The organism is Neorhizobium sp. DAR64862/K0K3, assembly GCF_050500185.1.
Taxonomy (GTDB): domain Bacteria; phylum Pseudomonadota; class Alphaproteobacteria; order Rhizobiales; family Rhizobiaceae; genus Neorhizobium; species Neorhizobium soli.
The window spans coordinates 3158813-3176481 of record NZ_CP191449.1; the positions used below are offsets into that span (position 1 = coordinate 3158813).

Annotated in this window: 13 protein-coding genes and 1 pseudogene; 4 read left to right on the forward strand and 10 right to left on the reverse strand. The window is 59.7% G+C overall.

What is annotated here, in order from left to right; translation table 11 throughout:
• Positions 1–37 precede the first annotated feature (37 nt).
• Positions 38–1645, reverse strand: a complete 1608-nt coding sequence (rtcR, locus tag ACQY1L_RS15335) for an RNA repair transcriptional activator RtcR (RefSeq protein ID WP_430241592.1) — start codon at positions 1643–1645, stop codon at positions 38–40.
• Between the two features lie 209 nt (positions 1646–1854).
• On the opposite strand from rtcR, the gene ACQY1L_RS15340 reads away from it, so the two are divergent.
• Both ACQY1L_RS15340 and ACQY1L_RS15345 read left to right on the forward strand, forming a co-directional pair.
• On the forward strand, positions 1855–3411 hold the full coding sequence (locus tag ACQY1L_RS15340; RefSeq protein ID WP_430243995.1) for a vWA domain-containing protein: 1557 nt from the start codon (positions 1855–1857) through the stop codon (positions 3409–3411).
• A gap of 1032 nt (positions 3412–4443) precedes the next feature.
• Positions 4444–5847, forward strand: coding sequence for an RtcB family protein (locus ACQY1L_RS15345; RefSeq protein ID WP_092665073.1), 1404 nt, complete (start codon positions 4444–4446; stop codon positions 5845–5847).
• 75 nt (positions 5848–5922) lie between these two features.
• Here the strand turns inward: ACQY1L_RS15345 and ACQY1L_RS15350 are convergent, their stop codons facing one another.
• From ACQY1L_RS15350 to ACQY1L_RS15385, 8 genes are read right to left on the reverse strand one after another with little or no spacing between them, the layout of a single operon-like run.
• On the reverse strand, positions 5923–6600 hold the full coding sequence (locus tag ACQY1L_RS15350) for an RraA family protein (RefSeq protein ID WP_092665070.1): 678 nt from the start codon (positions 6598–6600) through the stop codon (positions 5923–5925).
• 7 nt (positions 6601–6607) lie between these two features.
• Positions 6608–7624, reverse strand: a complete 1017-nt coding sequence (locus ACQY1L_RS15355; protein ID WP_430241594.1) for a hydroxyacid dehydrogenase — start codon at positions 7622–7624, stop codon at positions 6608–6610.
• Positions 7624–8469, reverse strand: a complete 846-nt coding sequence (locus tag ACQY1L_RS15360; RefSeq protein WP_092665067.1) for an HpcH/HpaI aldolase/citrate lyase family protein — start codon at positions 8467–8469, stop codon at positions 7624–7626. Before ACQY1L_RS15360 ends, ACQY1L_RS15355 begins: the two co-directional genes overlap by 1 nt.
• Positions 8466–9671, reverse strand: a complete 1206-nt coding sequence (locus ACQY1L_RS15365) for a CoA transferase (protein WP_113166357.1) — start codon at positions 9669–9671, stop codon at positions 8466–8468. The genes ACQY1L_RS15360 and ACQY1L_RS15365 overlap by 4 nt, the downstream gene beginning before the upstream one ends.
• Before the next feature lie 7 nt (positions 9672–9678).
• The gene (locus ACQY1L_RS15370; protein WP_092665061.1) at positions 9679–10755 is read right to left on the reverse strand and encodes an ABC transporter ATP-binding protein; all 1077 of its coding nucleotides are present in this window, start codon (positions 10753–10755) and stop codon (positions 9679–9681) included.
• Positions 10748–12466 (reverse strand): ABC transporter permease, encoded by a 1719-nt coding sequence (locus ACQY1L_RS15375; protein WP_062576981.1) that lies wholly within the window; start codon positions 12464–12466, stop codon positions 10748–10750. Before ACQY1L_RS15375 ends, ACQY1L_RS15370 begins: the two co-directional genes overlap by 8 nt.
• Before the next feature lie 59 nt (positions 12467–12525).
• Positions 12526–13623, reverse strand: a complete 1098-nt coding sequence (locus ACQY1L_RS15380) for an ABC transporter substrate-binding protein (RefSeq protein WP_430241597.1) — start codon at positions 13621–13623, stop codon at positions 12526–12528.
• A gap of 3 nt (positions 13624–13626) precedes the next feature.
• Positions 13627–14379 (reverse strand): IclR family transcriptional regulator, encoded by a 753-nt coding sequence (locus tag ACQY1L_RS15385; RefSeq protein ID WP_082471705.1) that lies wholly within the window; start codon positions 14377–14379, stop codon positions 13627–13629.
• A 277-nt stretch (positions 14380–14656) separates the two neighbouring features.
• On the opposite strand from ACQY1L_RS15385, the gene ACQY1L_RS15390 reads away from it, so the two are divergent.
• Positions 14657–15604 (forward strand): YiiG family protein, encoded by a 948-nt coding sequence (locus ACQY1L_RS15390; protein ID WP_430241599.1) that lies wholly within the window; start codon positions 14657–14659, stop codon positions 15602–15604.
• 39 nt (positions 15605–15643) lie between these two features.
• Positions 15644–16229: pseudogene (locus ACQY1L_RS15395) on the forward strand (DUF1349 domain-containing protein).
• A gap of 341 nt (positions 16230–16570) precedes the next feature.
• Here the strand turns inward: ACQY1L_RS15395 and ACQY1L_RS15400 are convergent.
• Complete coding sequence (locus ACQY1L_RS15400) at positions 16571–17521, reverse strand: DUF808 domain-containing protein (protein ID WP_430241601.1); 951 nt, start codon at positions 17519–17521, stop codon at positions 16571–16573.
• Positions 17522–17669: the final 148 nt, after the last annotated feature.

Consider the following 17669-nt stretch of genomic DNA (forward strand, 5'->3'; position numbering starts at 1 on the left):
ACACTCACGCCGCAACCATGTTCTCACCAATGATCGGCTAGCCTCGTTTTCGGACGTCATCGAACTTCAGGTTGAACCGCGCTAGATATTTTACGAGGCGATCCGCGTCGTTGCTGCTCTTCTTATCCAGTCGCGAGTTGGCGAAAAGGGCCCGGCCGGCGGCGCTCGCAGTTGGGTGTTCCCTGCAGGTGCGGATGACTTCGGAAAGCTGGGTTGCATCGAAGCGATCCAGGCACGCGGCCGCTTCGGAACTCAAAAACTCCTCAATCAGTGTATCGGCCGCGTGACCGTCTGATGACGCGCGCCAAAAGGTGTTCAGCCGCCGAACCTCGTCATCGACGACGTCCGTGGTGATCCGACCATGGGGCGCCAACGTCGCCATGCGGGTGATGGAGGCCGACAGGTCGCGGAAGTTGGCGCTCCAGACGCCATGCGGGCCGGTTGCGAAGCTGAGGTAACGCTCGCGTGCTTCCTTGTTGAAGGTGATGTTTTCGCCTTCGCGTTCCAGGTAGCGCTTCAATTCGAAATCAAGGTTGGGCTCGATGTCCTCTTTGCGCTCTCGGAGGGCCGGCAACTGGAAGGTCCAGAGATTCAGGCGGGCGTAGAGATCCTCGCGGAACTTGCCCCTTCGTACATCGTCGCCAAGCTCGCGATTGGTGCCGGCTAGAAGCTGGAAATCGGCGGAAACTTCCCGATCGGCGCCAACGGGGAGGAAACGTTTCTCTTCGATTGCGCGCAGGCACATGGCCTGCTCGTCGATGCCCAGTTCGCCGATCTCGTCGAGAAACAATACGCCCTTGTCCGCTGACCTCAGCAATCCGGAACGCTCACCGGCGGCCCCCGTAAATGCACCTTTCACGTGGCCGAAGAGAGTCGACATCGCCTGGTCGCCGCGCAGGGTCGCGCAGTTGACCTCAATGAAAGGGCCGCTCACCTTGCGCTGGCTCTTCTTGAGTTCGTAGATCCTGCGGGCAAGCTGGGATTTGCCCGCCCCCGTCGGACCGGTCAGCAGAACAGGTGCTTTCGAGCGAATGACCACCTTCTCGATCTCGTCGATCATCCGGTTGAAGGCGGCGTTGCGGGTCGAAATCCCTGATTTCAGAAACGAGGCGGCATCTTCACGCTCGGAGGCGAAGCGCTTGGCGATCTCGTCGTAACGCGAGAGGTCTAGGTCGATGATCCTGTGCGTGCCGGCGAAGTCCTGGTCCGGTTCGCGGTCGCGTGGCGGCGAAAGCTGCAGCAATTGGCCGGGAATGATGCGGGCCTCGGTCAACAGGAACCAGCAGATCTGCGCTACGTGCGTGCCGGTAGTAATGTTGACGAGATATTCCTCCGTGTCTGGATCAAACGGGTAGCCGCGGGAAAAATCCCGAAGACTTGTGTAGACCTCTGAAAAATCCCACGGATCACGAAAGTTGATGACATTGCTTCGGACCTCCGTTGCCGGCGATACTGTCGCAATATCAGCGGTGATCCGATTGGCGAGCGCGCTGGCGTGATTGTCATGGATGAGTTCCAACCGATCGATGAACAGGCCGGCTTGCTGGCAGAGCCCGACATTGGGTCGCCAGCGGCTCCAGCGATTGTCCCATTTCCCCATGTCCAGGGTGGTTCCCAAAATGCTGATGGCAACTCGTCGTTTCATGGCTTATCCAATTTTATAAGCAAATATATTAATAGATATATTATTGGAGATTCTGAACTTTGACAACTTCCGGAGGCTCATCGGCCGGTTGTAATTTTTATCAATAATAACAGTTAGATATAAAATATTTTGCTTGGTTATGGCTGATTTACTCGATCTGGCACGCGTCTTGAAATGTATCTGGCATGAACCAACGAAAAGGTGCTGTCATGGTCAACAAGGCGATCTTCAAAACCTACCTCGGAAAACTGCTTCCGGGCACGGACACGAAAAACCACGAAGCTGCGCCGGCTTACACACTGACGCCGCGCGAAACGCTGGCGCAGTATGCCGTGACGGGCACGTTCAACGGAACCTTTTATGCAGATGGTGCCGATCAGCTGGAGGCGGTCAAGGCGCTTGCGCTTAAGGTCGAGCCGGAGTTCCTGGCCAAGGTGGCTATCCATGCCGCCGAAAAAGGCCACATGAAGGACATGCCGGTCACCCTGCTGGCCATGTTGTCCGGTCTCCAGAGCGAGGCGTTTGCCCGTGCGTTTCCGCGCGTGATCAGGAGCGGCAAGATGCTGCGTGGTTTCGTCCAGGTGATGCGGTCGGGTGCGACAGGACGCAAGTCCCTCGGCACTCGGCCGAAGAAGCTGGTGCAGGCATGGTTGGAACGGGCAAGCAACGAGCAGATCCTGCGCGCGTTGGTCGGCAACGATCCTTCGCTCGCCGACGTTATCCGCATGGTGCACCCGAAGCCGGCGTCGGAAGAACGCAAGGCGCTCTATGCCTGGGCGATCGGCAAGCCGCACGACTATGCGGCATTGCCGGACCTGGTCAAGGCGCTGGAAGCCTTCCGGCGCGACCAGACGGGTCCGGTGCCGGACGTGCCGTTCCAGATGCTGACCTCGCTGCCGCTGACGCGGGAGCATTGGGTCGAGATCGCCGAAAAGGGCGGCTGGCAGATGGTGCGGCAGAATCTCAACACCTTCGCACGCAACGGCGTGTTCGAAGTCGAAGGGTTTGCCGAGGCGCTAGCTGCGCGGTTGGCCGATCCGGACGAGGTTCGCAAGGCCAAGGTCTTCCCCTATCAGCTGATGATGGCGTGGAAGATGGTCAGTGGCCAGGTTCCGGATGTCGTGCGCGATGCGCTGCAGGACGCGATGGATGTTGCGATCTCCAACGTGCCGTCGCTTGCCGGCAATGTGGTGCTCTGCCCGGACGTTTCCGGCTCCATGGGCTCGCCTGTGACCGGTTTCCGCAAGGGCGCGACGTCAGCGGTTCGCTGCATTGATGTCGCTGGTCTGATGACCGCTTCGTTCCTGCAGCGCAACCCGAAGGCACGGGTGCTGCCGTTCGAGAATGATGTCGTGAACATCTCGCTCAACCGTCGGGATTCGGTGATGACCAATGCCGGCAAGCTGGCCGCGGTCGGCGGCGGCGGAACGAACTGTTCCGCGCCGCTGCGCAAGCTCGCAGACGAGAAGGCGAAGGTCGATCTCGTCGTGTTTATCTCGGACAACCAGTCCTGGGTGGATGCGGGCAAGAGCGGCCAGCCGACGGCTGTGATGACGGAGTGGGCTAGGATCAAGAGGATCAACCCGGCTGCAAAGCTGGTCTGCCTCGATATCCAGCCCTATGCGACAACGCAGGCACCGACGCGCGACGACGTGCTCAACATCGGCGGCTTCTCGGACGCCGTCTATGAGGTCATCACGTCCTTCGCGGCCAATCCGAAGGGAGGAGACAGCTGGGTGAAAACCATCGAGGCGATCGAACTCTGACGCCACAAGCAATACCTCCGCGCCGCTGTGAACGGCGCGGAGACCGTGACGAATGCCGGAGAAACTACAGGCTGTCACCCTCCAGGTCGCGGGTTCGAGTCCCGCCGGGTCCTCCAATTTGTGGACCCGTAGCTCAGCGGATAGAGCAGGACGTTTCTCCAAACCTCGTCGTCACGGACGAATGACATGGCGAATGCAAAGGAAACTACATTAGCCGCGGTAGGTTCAAACCCTGCAGGGGAAGTCACGACCTCAAATGGTAGCGGATGTTTCCTCGAATACTGGTCGCCATGATGACTGAGGCAAATGCCCGGAAACGATATTGGTGCTCCGCGAATGGAGTTGCAGGTTCGAAGCCTGCTCCGCCGTCGTCTTCCATCGTGGAGGACCGGCGGGACGTTTCCGGGTGATTGTCATTCTGACGTGAATTGCAGCGGCGAATGCCGGACGAAACTACAGCACCGTTGGATGGTCTGGCAGGTTCGACTCCTCCTTGGCACACGCTCTCTGGCATGAGCGGGACCATCCGGTTTCGTCCACACTTGTCGCCGCTGCGACTACGACCCGGCAAATGCCGGCAGGACTACAGGTAGAGCAGCCGCCCGGTTTCCGGTCGGTGTGTCGGATGTTCAAATCATCCCGCGTTCCCGAAGGGAGTGCGTAGCTCAGAGAATACTGTCCCGCCACCCTTGTTGCCGGCGGAATTGAAGGAACGAAATGCCCGGCGAATGCCGGCAGGACTACATGGAAAGAGCAGCCCGCCGATCTTCGGCGGGAAGGTCGGGTGTTCGATTCATCCCGGTTACCGTGAGGTAACGCGTAGCTCAGACAACTGTCCTGTCAAAACTCGTCGCCGGGGTGACGAGAAGATCCTGGGCGAATGCCGCCGGAGACTACAGGGGCCGCATCGCGCCATGACCATGGAATGCGTGCGGTGAGCGATCTCCTGCAAATGCTTGTCGGCTAGGTGGCGTGACGAAATTGAAGTGAACCAGAAGGACTGCAAACGCAGAGAAGACAATGACAGAGGTAATGAGCGGACAGGACTTGATCGATGCCGGCATGAGCCAGGGCAAGTGGTTTCGAGATGCGCTGGAAGCGGCCAACCGGGTGCTGAGCGATGGCGGCTCCACGACCGATGCGCTGGCGGTTGCCCGCGGTTATCAGCCGGGGCCGACCCTGCCGCTTAAGGCGCAAAATGACGTGCTGATCCATATGAACATCCGTGCCGAAAACGCGTTCGAACAGGACAATATCGAGAAGGTGAGTGCGACGATGCGCGAGCTTTGCCGAACGCCGGTCGTGCGTGCAGCCGCGATCATGCCCGACGCCTGTCCCGCCGGCCCGGTCGGCACGATCCCGGTTGGCGGCGTGGTGGCGTCGGAAGCGATCCACCCCGGCATGCATTCGGCCGATATCTGCTGCTCGATGGCGATCTCGATCTTCCCGGGTATCGAGCCCAAGGCCTTGCTCGATGCCGTCCACGCGGTGACGCATTTCGGTCCGGGCGGACGTCCGCGCGGCGCCCAGATCAAGCCTTCCGAGACGACATTGTCGGCGTTCCACGCAAACCCTTTGCTGAGGGAAATCCTCAGTGTGGGCATCGATCAATTCGCCACGCAGGGCGACGGCAATCATTTCGCCTATGTCGGCCAGATGAAATCAACCGGCGAGACGGCGCTCGTTACCCATCACGGGTCGCGCGCTCCTGGCGCACGACTGTATGATCGCGGCATGAAGATCGCCAACCGGTTCAGGGAAGTGCTTTCGCCCGAAACGCATCGGGAGAATGCCTGGATTCCGGCCGAGAGCGAAGAGGGGGAAATGTACTGGTCGGCATTACAGACGATCCGCCAGTGGACGAAGGAAAACCACTACGCCATCCATGACATGACGGCAGAAAAGCTGGCGGCGAAGGTGAGCGACCGTTTTTGGAACGAGCATAACTTCGTATTCCGCAAGTCCGACGGTTTGTTCTACCATGGTAAGGGTGCCACGCCAGCTTTCGACAACTGGGCGGACGACGCGACCGATCTGACGATCATCCCGCTCAACATGGCCGAACCGATCCTGATCGTGCGCGGCTCGAATGCGCCCCATGGCCTCGGCTTCTCGCCGCATGGCGCCGGCCGCAATTTCTCGCGTACGGCGCATATACGTCGCCTCGGCGAGGAATTCGGCGCCGATAACCGGGGTCTCAGCCCGAATAACATCGCGGCTGTCATGGAGAGGGAGACGTCGGGCCTCGACGCCCGCTTCTTCTCCGGCACGCCCGATATTTCGGAGCTGCCGAGCGCCTACAAGAACGCCGCCAATGTCCGGTCGCAGATCGAACATTACGGCCTTGCCGAAATTGTCGACGAGGTCATCCCATACGGGAGCATCATGGCCGGCGACTGGCAGAAGGACGCGCCATGGCGCAAGAAGCGCCGATAGTTGGAAAGTGAGGGCGGGATTTTCCGGCGGCCGACCGGCACGGACCGGCGCGCTTGTCTCCATGGCTCCGTCACATCACTCGATATACTCGCAGCCGGCTTCCTTCAGTACCTTGTCAACCCAGTCGCGGTTGACTGTACCAGCTTCGGTCTCGGCCATCTGCTTGGTTTCGGCGTCGTGCTTCTTGATCGTGGCCGTCAAAATATCATGCGCATCGACCTTCGGCACGCTGACGACGCCGTCGAGATCGCCAAGGATTAGGTCGCCCGGTTCTATGACGGTGCCGTTGATCGCAATCGGAAGACCGATTTCTCCAGGGCCGGTGCGATAGGGGCCTCGATGGGTCACGCCGACGGCGAAAGTTGGAATGTTCCGTTCCAAAAAGGCTTCGGCGTCGCGGATGGCGCCGTTCAGCACGAAGCCGGCCACGCCGCGCCGGATGGCATGGGCAAGCATCAGCTCGCCCATCAACGAATTGGCCAAATCCGCGGCAGCATCAACGACGATTACGTCGCCTGGCTGAGCCATGTCGATTGCCTTGTGCAGCATCAGGTTGTCACCCGGCCGGGTCCGGACGGTCAGCGCCGGACCTGCAAGGTTGCCCGACTTATGCATCGGCCGCAATCCTGTGCCGAGCGCACAGATGCGCGACATAGAATCGCTCACATTGGCAACGGGAAGGCTTCGGAAGGACTGGACAAGCGCCGGCTCGACGCGGTCCCAGTTTAGTTTGATGCGAAATCCGTACGTCATGAATACCTCAAGCAGAAAGTTCGGTTGGGCGTGCAATCGAGCGTTCGTCCGGCGCATTGCCGTCGAGAACGCTGATAATGTGATGCGCGGCGATGATCGCCATCGCATCGGCGGAGCCATATGTGACACCGCCGATGTGTGGCGTTGCGATCAGCGTGTTGAAGGTCCAGAGCGGGTTGTCGGCCGCCGGCGGCTCGGTGGCGAAACTGTCGAGAGCGGCGCCTGCGACAGTCCCAGCGGCAAGAGCCTCTGCAAGTGCCGCTTCGTTGACAATGCCGCCGCGTGCCGTGTTCACCAGAACCGCGGAATTCTTCATCATTGCGAGCCTCCTCGCGTCGATCAGATCGCGTGTTGCCGCGGTCAGCGGGCAGTGAATGCTGAGAATGTCCAGCGCCGGCAGCATGGCGTCGATATCGTCTGAAGTTGCGAAACCATCGGCTTCTGCTGCGTCCGGCGCGAAAGGGTCATAGACCACGACTTCCATGCCAAGAGATTCGGCCATGCGTGCCGTCTCGCGACCGATCCCGCCGTAACCGACAAGACCTATCGTGGCGCCTAGGAAATCCTTGCCGATAAATGTTGGCTTCGGCCATTCACCGCTTTTCACGGCGCGATCGAGCGGCAGTATTTCCTTGATCAGACTGAGCACCAGCGCGATCGTGTGCTCGGCGACGGCACGCGAATTCGAGCCCATCGCCCGAAGCACGGGGATGCCAAGCTTGGCGGCGGCGGTGATATCGACATTGTCGACACCGACGCCATGCTTGGCGATGACCTTGAGATTGGGAGAAGCGGAAATCACCGCTTCGTCGATGCGGCCTTGGCGCACCATCAGTCCGTCAATCTTGAGATCGGCGGCGCGCTTGGCCACCACATCGGACGGATCGTAGGGTGGCGAGAAGAACACGTCGATATCATGCGCATTCAACAGTCTGATCGCCTTTTCAGCGATCTGGTTGTGGCTCACAAGGATGCGTCGGCCACGCATGCCGTGCTCGACCCCTTGGATGATGTCATGGATCATCAGCTAGCGCGTCCTTTCTGCGATTTGCGAATTAGATTTTCGGCGCGCGTGACGATCGGTGCGTCGATAAACTTGCCGTCCAGCATGAAGGCGCCTCGTCCAGCGGTCGCCTCTCTCTCGTTAGCGGCAACGACTTTCAGCGCCCAGGCGACCTCCTGCGGACTTGGCGCGAAACCTTCGTTGAGGATAGGAACGACGGAAGGGTGAATGCAGCTTGCCCCGTCAAAACCGAAGTCACGCGCCTCCAGTACGGCGGCGCGAAGGGCCTCCTTGTCGGCGAAATCCGCGATGGTTCTGAGAAGCCCGAGAGACAGCACGCCGGCCTCCTTGGCCGCGTAATGGATCATGAGCTTGGGATAACGCAGCACCTCCGGCGTCGGCTTCGCATCCATGGCGGTCGCAAGATCCTCGCCGCCGCAGGCAAGGGCCATGACGCGCGGCCCCTTGGCAATGGACCGAACCTCGAACAGGCCCTGCATGTCCTCTATCAGCGGCACGAAGGCGATCGGCGAGCGATCCTTTTCGTGGTTTTCGAGGCTCTTCGCCAAACGGACGAGAACATCGGGGCTGCAGACCTTCGGGACGTAAAGTCCGTCGGCACCGGCTTGCGTCGCGGCGATCGCGTCCTCGATCAGCCGCTCGGAGTGGTTGACGCGCACGAACACCCGGCCGCCGGCCTTCTTGATCGCCGGTACCCATCTCGCCAATCCATCTCGGGCTTCGGTCTTGGCTGCCTCGGGTAAGGCATCTTCAAGATCGACGATAACGGCATCGGCCCCGCGCTGACCGGCCTTTTCCAGAAAACGGGGCGCGTTGCCCGGTACGTAGAGGAGTGACGAGATCATGCCTTGTCCTCCAGGTCAGCCAAGGTCATGCCGATCTCGGCAAGGATTTCTTCGGTCTGTTCTCCGATGCCCGGTGCCGGATGACGAAAGCCCCCTGGAGTCGTCGAGAAGCGCGGAAAAATGTTGTGTTGCGGAATGCTGCCGAGATCGGCATCTTCCACATCCACGACGATTTCCCGCTCGGCAAAATGCGGGTCTGTACTGATATCGGCAATGTCATAGACCGGACCAACGGTTGCGCCAGCGGCACGCATGGCTTTCAACGCATCGTCGCGGGTGCGGGTGACGAACCACGCGCCGAGTGCTTCATCCACCAGCTCACGATGGCGGACACGTTCGACATTGGTCGAAAACCGCGGATCGTCCTTCATCTCCGGGCGGCCGACAATGTCGAAAATCCGCATCGCGATGACCTGAGTCGATCCCGAAAGCGCCACATATTTGCCGTCGCTGCACAGATAGACGTTGCGCGGTGAGACCGTATTGGAGCCTGAGCCGGAGCGCTGCTTGACCTTGCCAGTGACGCTATAGATCGATGCTTCCGGCCCAAGCGAGGCGAAGATCGGCTCCAGCAGGGAAAGATCGATCACCTGACCCTCGGCGTCACCGCGTTCGCGGGCAAACAGCGCCATCATTACGGCATTGGCACCCGTCAGTCCTGAGATCATGTCCGCCAGCGCCAGAGGTGGCAGTACCGGTTCGCGATCCGGAAAACCGGTGCGCGAGGCAAAGCCGCTCATCGCCTCGACCAACGTGCCGAAGCCGGGCAGCTTGGCATAGGGGCCGGTCTGGCCAAAGCCCGAGATCCGCACGATGATAAGCCCCGGGTTGATTTCCAGGAGGCTTTGCGGCGAAAGCCCCATTTCCTCCAGCGTGCCCGGCCGAAAGTTCTCGATGAAAACATCCGCCGTTTCGAGCAGCTTCTTCAGGGTTTGCAGCGCCTGCGGCTGACGCAGGTTGAGCGCGATCGAGCGCTTGTTTCGGCCATAGGTTTTCCAGTGAAGCGAATGGCCATGGTCGCGCCATTCGCGCAGCGCATCACCCTGTGGCGGCTCCACCTTGACGACGTCGGCGCCGAAATCGCCGAGCTGCAGCGATAGCATGTTTCCGGCAACCACGCGGCTGAGGTCAATGACGCGGATACCGTGCAGCGGGCCCTTTTGTTCCGGCTGAAACCGGACGGTTGTTTTCGTCTCTGCCATGAAAACCTCAATTCGCGCCGGGCTTGTCGGGGAAGACGGCGCAATGTTCCTGAGGAATGCGCACGAGGATCGAATCCTGCTTCAGCTCTGAAGGCGTCTGAACCCGGAACTCGATCGGGCCCGACCGGACCGCATATTGCCAGACCGAGCCGAGATAGGTCCGCTGATCGATCGACACCCGCATCGTGTTCGGGCCGGCCTCGCTCGTGAGCTCGATCTTTTCAGGGCGGATGGCAACGACGACGGAACCGTCCTTGCCTGCGGCACCGGGGGGCGTGACGAGCTCGCTGCCATCGGCCAAGCGGATGCGGGCTTTGTCGGCACCGTTCTCGACCATCGTTCCGTCGAAAAAGTTAGACGAGCCAATAAAGTCCGCGACAAAGCTGTCGGCTGGTCGCTCGTAGATTTCGCGCGGCGTGCCGAGCTGGCGCATCCGTCCCATGCTCATCACCGCAATCCGGTCGGAAACGGCCAGTGCCTCTGCCTGGTCGTGGGTGACGTAGATGGTGGTGACCTTCAATCGTTCCTGCAGCTCTCGGAGCCAGACGCGGGCACGCTCGCGCAGTTTGGCATCGAGGTTGGAAAGCGGCTCGTCGAGGAGCAGAAGCGGCGGGCGGTAGACGAGGGCTCGAGCAAGTGCGACGCGCTGCTGCTGGCCACCGGAAAGTTCGAACGGAAAGCGGTCCGCATAGGGAAGCATTTCCACGAGGCCGAGCGATTCCCGGATGCGCTCGTCACGCTCTGCTCTTCCAATCTTTCGGAGCGTCAGAGGAAAAGCGAGGTTCTCGGCAACGGTCTTGTGTGGCCACAGTGCGTAGGACTGGAATACCAGACCGATATTGCGCTTCTCCGGCGGCACCGTGTTTTTGGCGTTGCCATCGAACAGGATTCGGTCGCCGATGCGGATCGTTCCCGACGTAGCGTGGTTGAGACCGGCGACCGCGAACAGCGAGGTCGACTTGCCGCAGCCGGACGGCCCGAGCAACGTCAGAAACTCTCCGGATTGAACATGGATGTTGAGGTTATCGACAGCCGTGACGGCGCCGTACTTGATGGTCAGGTTCTGAAGGACGAGATCAGCCATAGATTTTGGCTCCCATGACGCGGCGAGCGATGATCACGAACGCGGCGGTAATGACGACTTGTATGGTTGCGAGGGCGGAGACCGGGCCGTTGTCACCTTGAGCGACAAGCTGCAGCATGGTGGTGCCGATGATTTCGGACCCCGGTTGATATAGGAAGGCCGCCGTCACGTATTCCTTGAAGAAGTGGATGAACAGCAACGCATAGCAGCTGAACAGCGCGGGCTTGAGGATCGGCACAATGATGCGTGTCACGGTCGTCCACCAGTCGGCGCCGGAAATGCGCGCACCGCGGTCGAGTTCCTCACCGACCTGAGCAAGCGCCGGCGCGATGGCACCAAAGCCGACCGGAATATAGCGGATCATGAAAGCAAGGATCAGCACCGCGATCGTGCCGCGGATGACGTCTGCTCCGGGCAGCCAGATAACTGCGTAGAAGAACCCAAGGCCAGCGATGATGCCGGGAAGCGCGCGCGGGAAAAGCGCGATATATTCTAGCGCCCGGCTATGCTTGAAATCCGACCGGCGGGCGACCAACGCGATGACCAGAATGAAGAATGTGCCGATCGCAGCACCGATCGTCGCGACCAGAACGGAATTGACGATCGAGCGCACGTAGGTGGCCGAGCCAAGAACCTGCTCGAAATTGGCGGTCGTCATCACCTTCCAGACTGGTATGAGCGGTGTGAGGAAGCTCACCGCCGAGCGCAGAAAAATGCCTCCGAAGATTGAAATGATCGTCAGGAATGCGAATGCGAAGACGAACAGGAACGCCGGCCAGCGCCAGGCACCGAGATCGAGCGTCGAGGGACGGCTTGCCTTGCCGCGCACGGTGACGAAGCGGCCGGCGCCTTTCATCAAAAAGCCCTGTAACCAGACAAGCAAGGCAACGACGACCAGTAGGATGACGGCAGCCGCGCCCACAATTCCGTATTCTGGCCGTACCGCAGCGTTGATGCCGGCGTTATAGAGAAAGGTCGTGACCGTCTGAATTCCAGACGGACCGCCGAACAGCAGCGGGATGGCCAACATCTCGATGCCAACGACGAAGTTCAGCACGGCCGAATAGATGATCGCGGGACGGATCATTGGGATGGTGACCGAAAACAGGGCTCGGAAGGGACCAGCTCCGGTCGAGCGCGCCGCATCTTCGAGCAGCGGGTCGGCCTTTGTGACGGCGGCAAGACACATGAGATAGGTGAGCGGCGCCTGGCTGAGACCTGCGACGATACCCATGCCAGTGACACTGTAGAGATTCCAAGGCGCACCGCCGAGATAGGTTTTCGCCGCCAGCGTCATGAAGCCTGACGGTCCGTACATGGTGAACCAGCCGAAGGCGATGACGAGGTTCGAGACGAACAGCGGCCAGATAAAGATCTCGCCCAGCCACTTGCGACCCGGCAGGTTGGTACGACCGACGAGCACCGCCATGACAGCACCGAAGACCTGCGCGACGACCATCGTCAACGCACCGAAATAAAGGGTGTTGAAGAAGACGCCGGCTATGCCCGGTTCGCTAAACAGGCGGCTGAAATTGCCGACCGTCATGACAGCCGTATCGTCGTAGAGCGGCTTGTCGAGGAAGGCCTGGAAGACAATCGGGGTGATCGGACCGAATACGAGGATCGTCGTCAGCGCCGCAACGCCCCAGTAGATCGCACGCGATCGGTCTATCCCCCGTCCGGCCGTGCCGGGGTGGCTGATATCCGTCATCGATATTTCCTGTCAGGGTTGATGGAAGGGCCGACGACCAGTCGGCCCTTTGGCTCGGCTTACTTGCCGGCGATCGCAGCGTTCCACTTTGCGACGAAGGGACCGGCTTCCGTAATCAAGCGCTGGTCGAAACCGGCCGTGATCACATTATCCTTGCCGACGATTTCGCTTATCTTCTGAAACGTGTAGCGAACCTGGTCCTCTGGAACGTCCTCGCGATAAGGCACAAGACCGCCCTTGCCGACCTGAGTCTGGCCATCCTGGCTCAGCGCATAATCGACGAAGAGTTTTGCTGAGTTCGGATTAGCCGCGCCCTTCGGAATACCCATGCCGCGCAGCATCATGATCGTGCCGTCGTCTGGAAAGGCAAAGCCGAGGATTTCGCCACCCGGCTGTTCGAGGCGCGGGAAGATGGTGATGCCGGAAACGGCAATGCCCATGAGATATTCGCCGGTGGCGATCTTCTCGTTCATCGGACCGCCCGAGGTTTCGCCGCGGATCATCGGACCGATCTTGCGAAGTCCGGCCCAGCCGGCTTCACCTTTCTTGTCCATATAGGCCCACCATGCGGTAAGGCCGAAGCTGTTGCGGGCCGCATCGTAGGTGGTAATCTTTTCCTTGAACGTATCCGGATCGGCAACGGCGTCTTCAACCAGTGAGGCGAAACCTTTCGGGCGCTGATCTTCCGGCAGAAGAGCGGCATTGTACGTGATGACCAGCGGATCGGTGGAAAGCACGTTCACGCCGGGATAGGGGTGGGCGAATTCCGGGAGCTTGGCGATCTCGGGGCTCTTGTAATCCTCCATCAGGCCGTCTTTGCCGTAGGATGCCCAACGGTCGTTGGCGCCAGAGACCAGTACGTCGGCGGTGCGGGCGCTCGAGCCTTTTTCGGCTTCCCAGCGCGAATGGACAGTGCCCGATCCCAGATCGACAGTCTCGATCTTCACCCAAGGATACTTCGCGTTGAAGCCCTTGATGAGCGGCTGCCAGTTGTTGTCGGCCATGTTGGAATAGATCATGAGGCCCTTTTCGGAGCGCGAACCTTCGATGATCTTCGAGTAATCAGCGGGATAACCGGCTGGGGCATCCTGAGCCTGCGCGAAACCGGCAATGCCGGCCAAAAGCCCGGCCACGGCCGAAAGTGTTACAAATTTCATTCCTTACCTCCCTTTGGATAAACGACGACTGCGGCGCGCCAACTCCTCGGTAATCGCGACTGCAGTTTCCCTGACCACGTGACTGATGCGGTCGGAATTTTGAATGAAGCGCCCTTGCGGGCCGGATATGTTGAAAGCAGCTATGGCTTTGCCATTTGCAGCAATGATCGGCGCGGCAGCACCGGCAGCACCTTCAACGACACCCATCGCATTGACGTAAAAACCTGATGCGCGCGAACTGGCGATAGCTTCTTGAAGTTTCGACTGATCATCCTCGGACAGGGACGACGCTTCCGCATAGGCTTCCACATCCGCATCGCTGCCCGATGCCAAGAGAACGACGCCGCTCGCAACCTTGTGTGCTGGACGCGTCGGCACGATGTCGCGATCGTAAAGGATCTCTCGCTTGGGTAGCACTTTGTTGAGATAGCGGATCGATGGACCTTCCAGCACGGCGATGAACCCGCTCTCACCCGTCTCTTGGACGGCATTCAAGAGATAAGGTGACACAAGCGCAATCAGCGCCCCGTAGTTTGGACCGTCTGCAGAGATCTCACCCGGGAGCCTGATAAGTTGGTACTCACCGCTGCCCAGCCGGTGGATGTAGCCGCGCTCGGCCAGCGATTGCAGCATGAGAAGCGCGCTCGACTTGGGCATGGCAAGTGCAGCCGCGATCTCTGAAAGGCTCGCGCCCTCCGGTGAAGCCGCAAACCACTCGATCATATCCAAAACACGCTCGACACCACGACCGCTCACGATAACCTCTATCTTCAAAAGTTCAGCATAATGAACAGATACAGAATAGTGAAAATTGACGAGGTAGTCAACACGCGACCATTTTGTTGCGTCTCTCCGTCTCGTGCTGCGGCATGCTGAGAGGCTTGAGTATCAGAGCCGGATACAGCAGCGGCGTGAAGGTTGGCGGCTCATTGACCAAAGCCGCAGTCCTGCGAATGGACGCGATCCAAGCCTGGCCTTGATCTGGCGATCCAGCGCGACAAATAGCTGTCTGATCGATGGGGAAATGCATCCGATGAAGACGCTCGCAAAGGCGGTTACCGCCTCGGTTCTGGTCCTGATCCTTCTTGGTTCGGTCCCATATCTTTTGGGGACATCCCCCGTACAGGCCCAGTCGCCACCTGATGCCACCGTATCTGACGCGGCGATGGGCAAGATGAACACGTACGTCGAGTTTCTCAACCAAACCCTGCGCGCGTCCGAGTCGCTACAGCGTTACGACAGTTGGGTCGACATGAAGAAGGGCCCGACCGGCAAGGAGCGCATCATCTATGGCATGTACTCTCTATACGACGTGAGAGAGTTGGCGGGCAAAGCCTTGGCTTCCGCTCAGGAAGAGCCAAAGCTGCCGGAGCTTGACGCTGCCATGACAGCCTATGTCGAGACCTACCAGCAACTGGCTCCCGTCATCGAGCGGGCGAACAAGTATTACGAGCGCCAGGACTATAAGTCGGACAAGATGGCAGACGGTAAGGCGTTCCATAAGGACATCGCTGCCCTATCGCCCGTCTATGAAGAACGCCGGAAGACGGTGGACGCCGCATTGAGGACCGAAAAGGTTGAGCTCGACCGCGCATCGCTACTCGCGCTCGAAAAGGCCGAGGGCAAGAAATCGCGCTGGCATGTGCGAAACGTCATGTTCCGGGCAGAGGCCGTGATGGACGTGATGCCGACAAACGAAAAGCCCGTGGTCGCCATGCCTGCATTCAGATTAGTGCTTGCCGACTACGCTCAGGCTGTCCGGGAGTTCGACGACTACGCGCTGCAGCATCCCAACTCATTCCACGTGTTTGAGTCCAGCCCGGCGTCGCTCCTGTCCAAGCTTCGCAATTTCGACGAAAAACTCGAGATGGCCAAAGGCGACGCCCGCAAAGGCGCGGGCGACGATCTCGAATGGCTTGTCTCTGACTACAACACGATGGTCTCCACCTCAGAGTCCGCTACGGTGTTTGCCAAGGACTGATATGCGTATGGCGATGATGGCGAAGGAGTGGCTGCATAGATGAGAACCCACCTCGAGAACGGAGCCTGGGTCAACGAGCCTGCGAACTGGGAGGTCTCGGCCGATCGTCTTACCATGACGACCGACCAGAAGACCGACTTCTGGCAGAAGACGCATTACGGGTTCGAGCGGGATAGTGGACATTTTCTTGGAGTTTCGGTCAGCGAAGGATTCACAGCGCGGGTCCGGGTCCAGGGAGTTCCGATCCCTGTATGACCAGGCGGGTTTGATGTTGCGGATTGACGAGACACGCTGGATCAAGACCGGTGTCGAGTTTACGGACGGCGAGCGCTTTCTGTCAACGGTTGTCACCAACGGAAGCTCGGACTGGTCCGTCTCGCAGCCGTTTCAAGGATTGGAAGACTTCATCATACGGATCACGCTCAAAAACGGAGCGGCAAGGATACAGGCCTCGTCGGACGGCAAGGTATGGCCGCTTCTCCGCCTGGCGCCGTTCCCTTCCGCGGATCGCTATCTCATTGGACCGACCGCCTGTACGCCGGAGCGCGGCGGGCTGAACGTGGGCTTTTCAGACTTTGATGTGGGTGAGGCCATAAGGAGCGATCTCCACGATCTGTCGGTATGAGGCCAGCTTGGAGTGGTGAAAGACTGATGAGCGCTGCGTGGTTCAACCGCCACGGCTCTCTGCCCTCAGAACCAGTTCTTCAACTCAACGCCAGAAAGGCGGCAATCAGCGCCCTTAAGAATACAATAGGGATGCGAGAGAGGCTGTCCGTAAGCCGACGTTCGAAACCTTACAGACCAGAAAACCCGGGCTTTTTCGTACCTCGAAACGGCCAGCGGCATCGCGACGGCTCCTGCTATCAGGCTGGACACCGATAGAGCTGATCCTCAACGTCCTGCACTCAGTCCGGTGAGTCCGCGGGCGAGCCACCCGTTCGATCTTTCCGAAGGGGTTACCGGACGTTACGCCGAGCGACGCGAGGGGAGCGCCGCATGCACGGCCGTTACGCCAATGACGACGATGGCGCCAAGGATGATGCCCAGCAAAGCCTGAAGCGAGGATGTCGTAAGCCACCCGACCACAGCCGGAGCAACCCCGATGGTAGTCGTCATGAAATGGGATGCCCCTTCTATGACATGCTCGGGTGTTGACAGCCCGAGCCCATCCAGCCCGTGGACGACGATACTGCCGCCGACCCAGAGCATGGCCGCAGTGCCCACGGCCGCCAGGATCTGTAGAAACACCGGCACACCCTTGACCAGGCTGCGGCCGATCACCCGTGCCGTGCCAGATCCCGCCTTTGCCATGTGCAATCCGATGTCATCGGCCTTTACGATGAAAGCCACGACGCCATAGACGGCAACCGTTATCAGCACTCCTACGGCAGCGAGCACCATAGCCTGGGTATAGATGCTGGAATCCGCAACATCGGCAAGCGTCAGGGCCATGATCTCTGCGGATAGGATGAAGTCCGTGCGGATAGCCCCGGCGACCTTCTGTTCTTCGAGCGCGACCGGGTCAACCGGTGTCGACGAGTCACCCACATCGTGCGCGTGGGGGGCCAGCAGACCGTATATTTTCTCAGCGCCTTCGAAGCACAGGTACAGGCCGCCGATCATCAACAGCGGGGTGATCAGCCAGTTGGCGAAGTAGCCGAGCAGGAGGCAGATGGGCAGGAGGAAGACCAGCTTGTTGCGCAGCGAGCCCAGAGCGATGCGCAAAATTATCGGCAGCTCCCGGGCCGGTGATAGCCCAACGACATAGGTCGGGGTTACAGCCGTGTCGTCGATAACAACGCCTGCAGCCTTGACGCTTGCTTTTGCAGTCTGGGCCGCAACATCGTCCAGCGACGTAGCAGCCAGCTTCGCTATTGCAGCGATATCGTCGAGTAGTGCTATCAGGCCTGTCGCCAACGAAATGCTCCGTTAATTTCCGATTGGACACTCACAACAGATCAATAGCACGTCAAGTTCCGTCATCTCTTTCCCTAGCTTTTTGAAGGTAGGGCACGCCTTTACCCCGCATTTTCGAAGCTAGGAACTAAGCTTAAACCCCCGTACT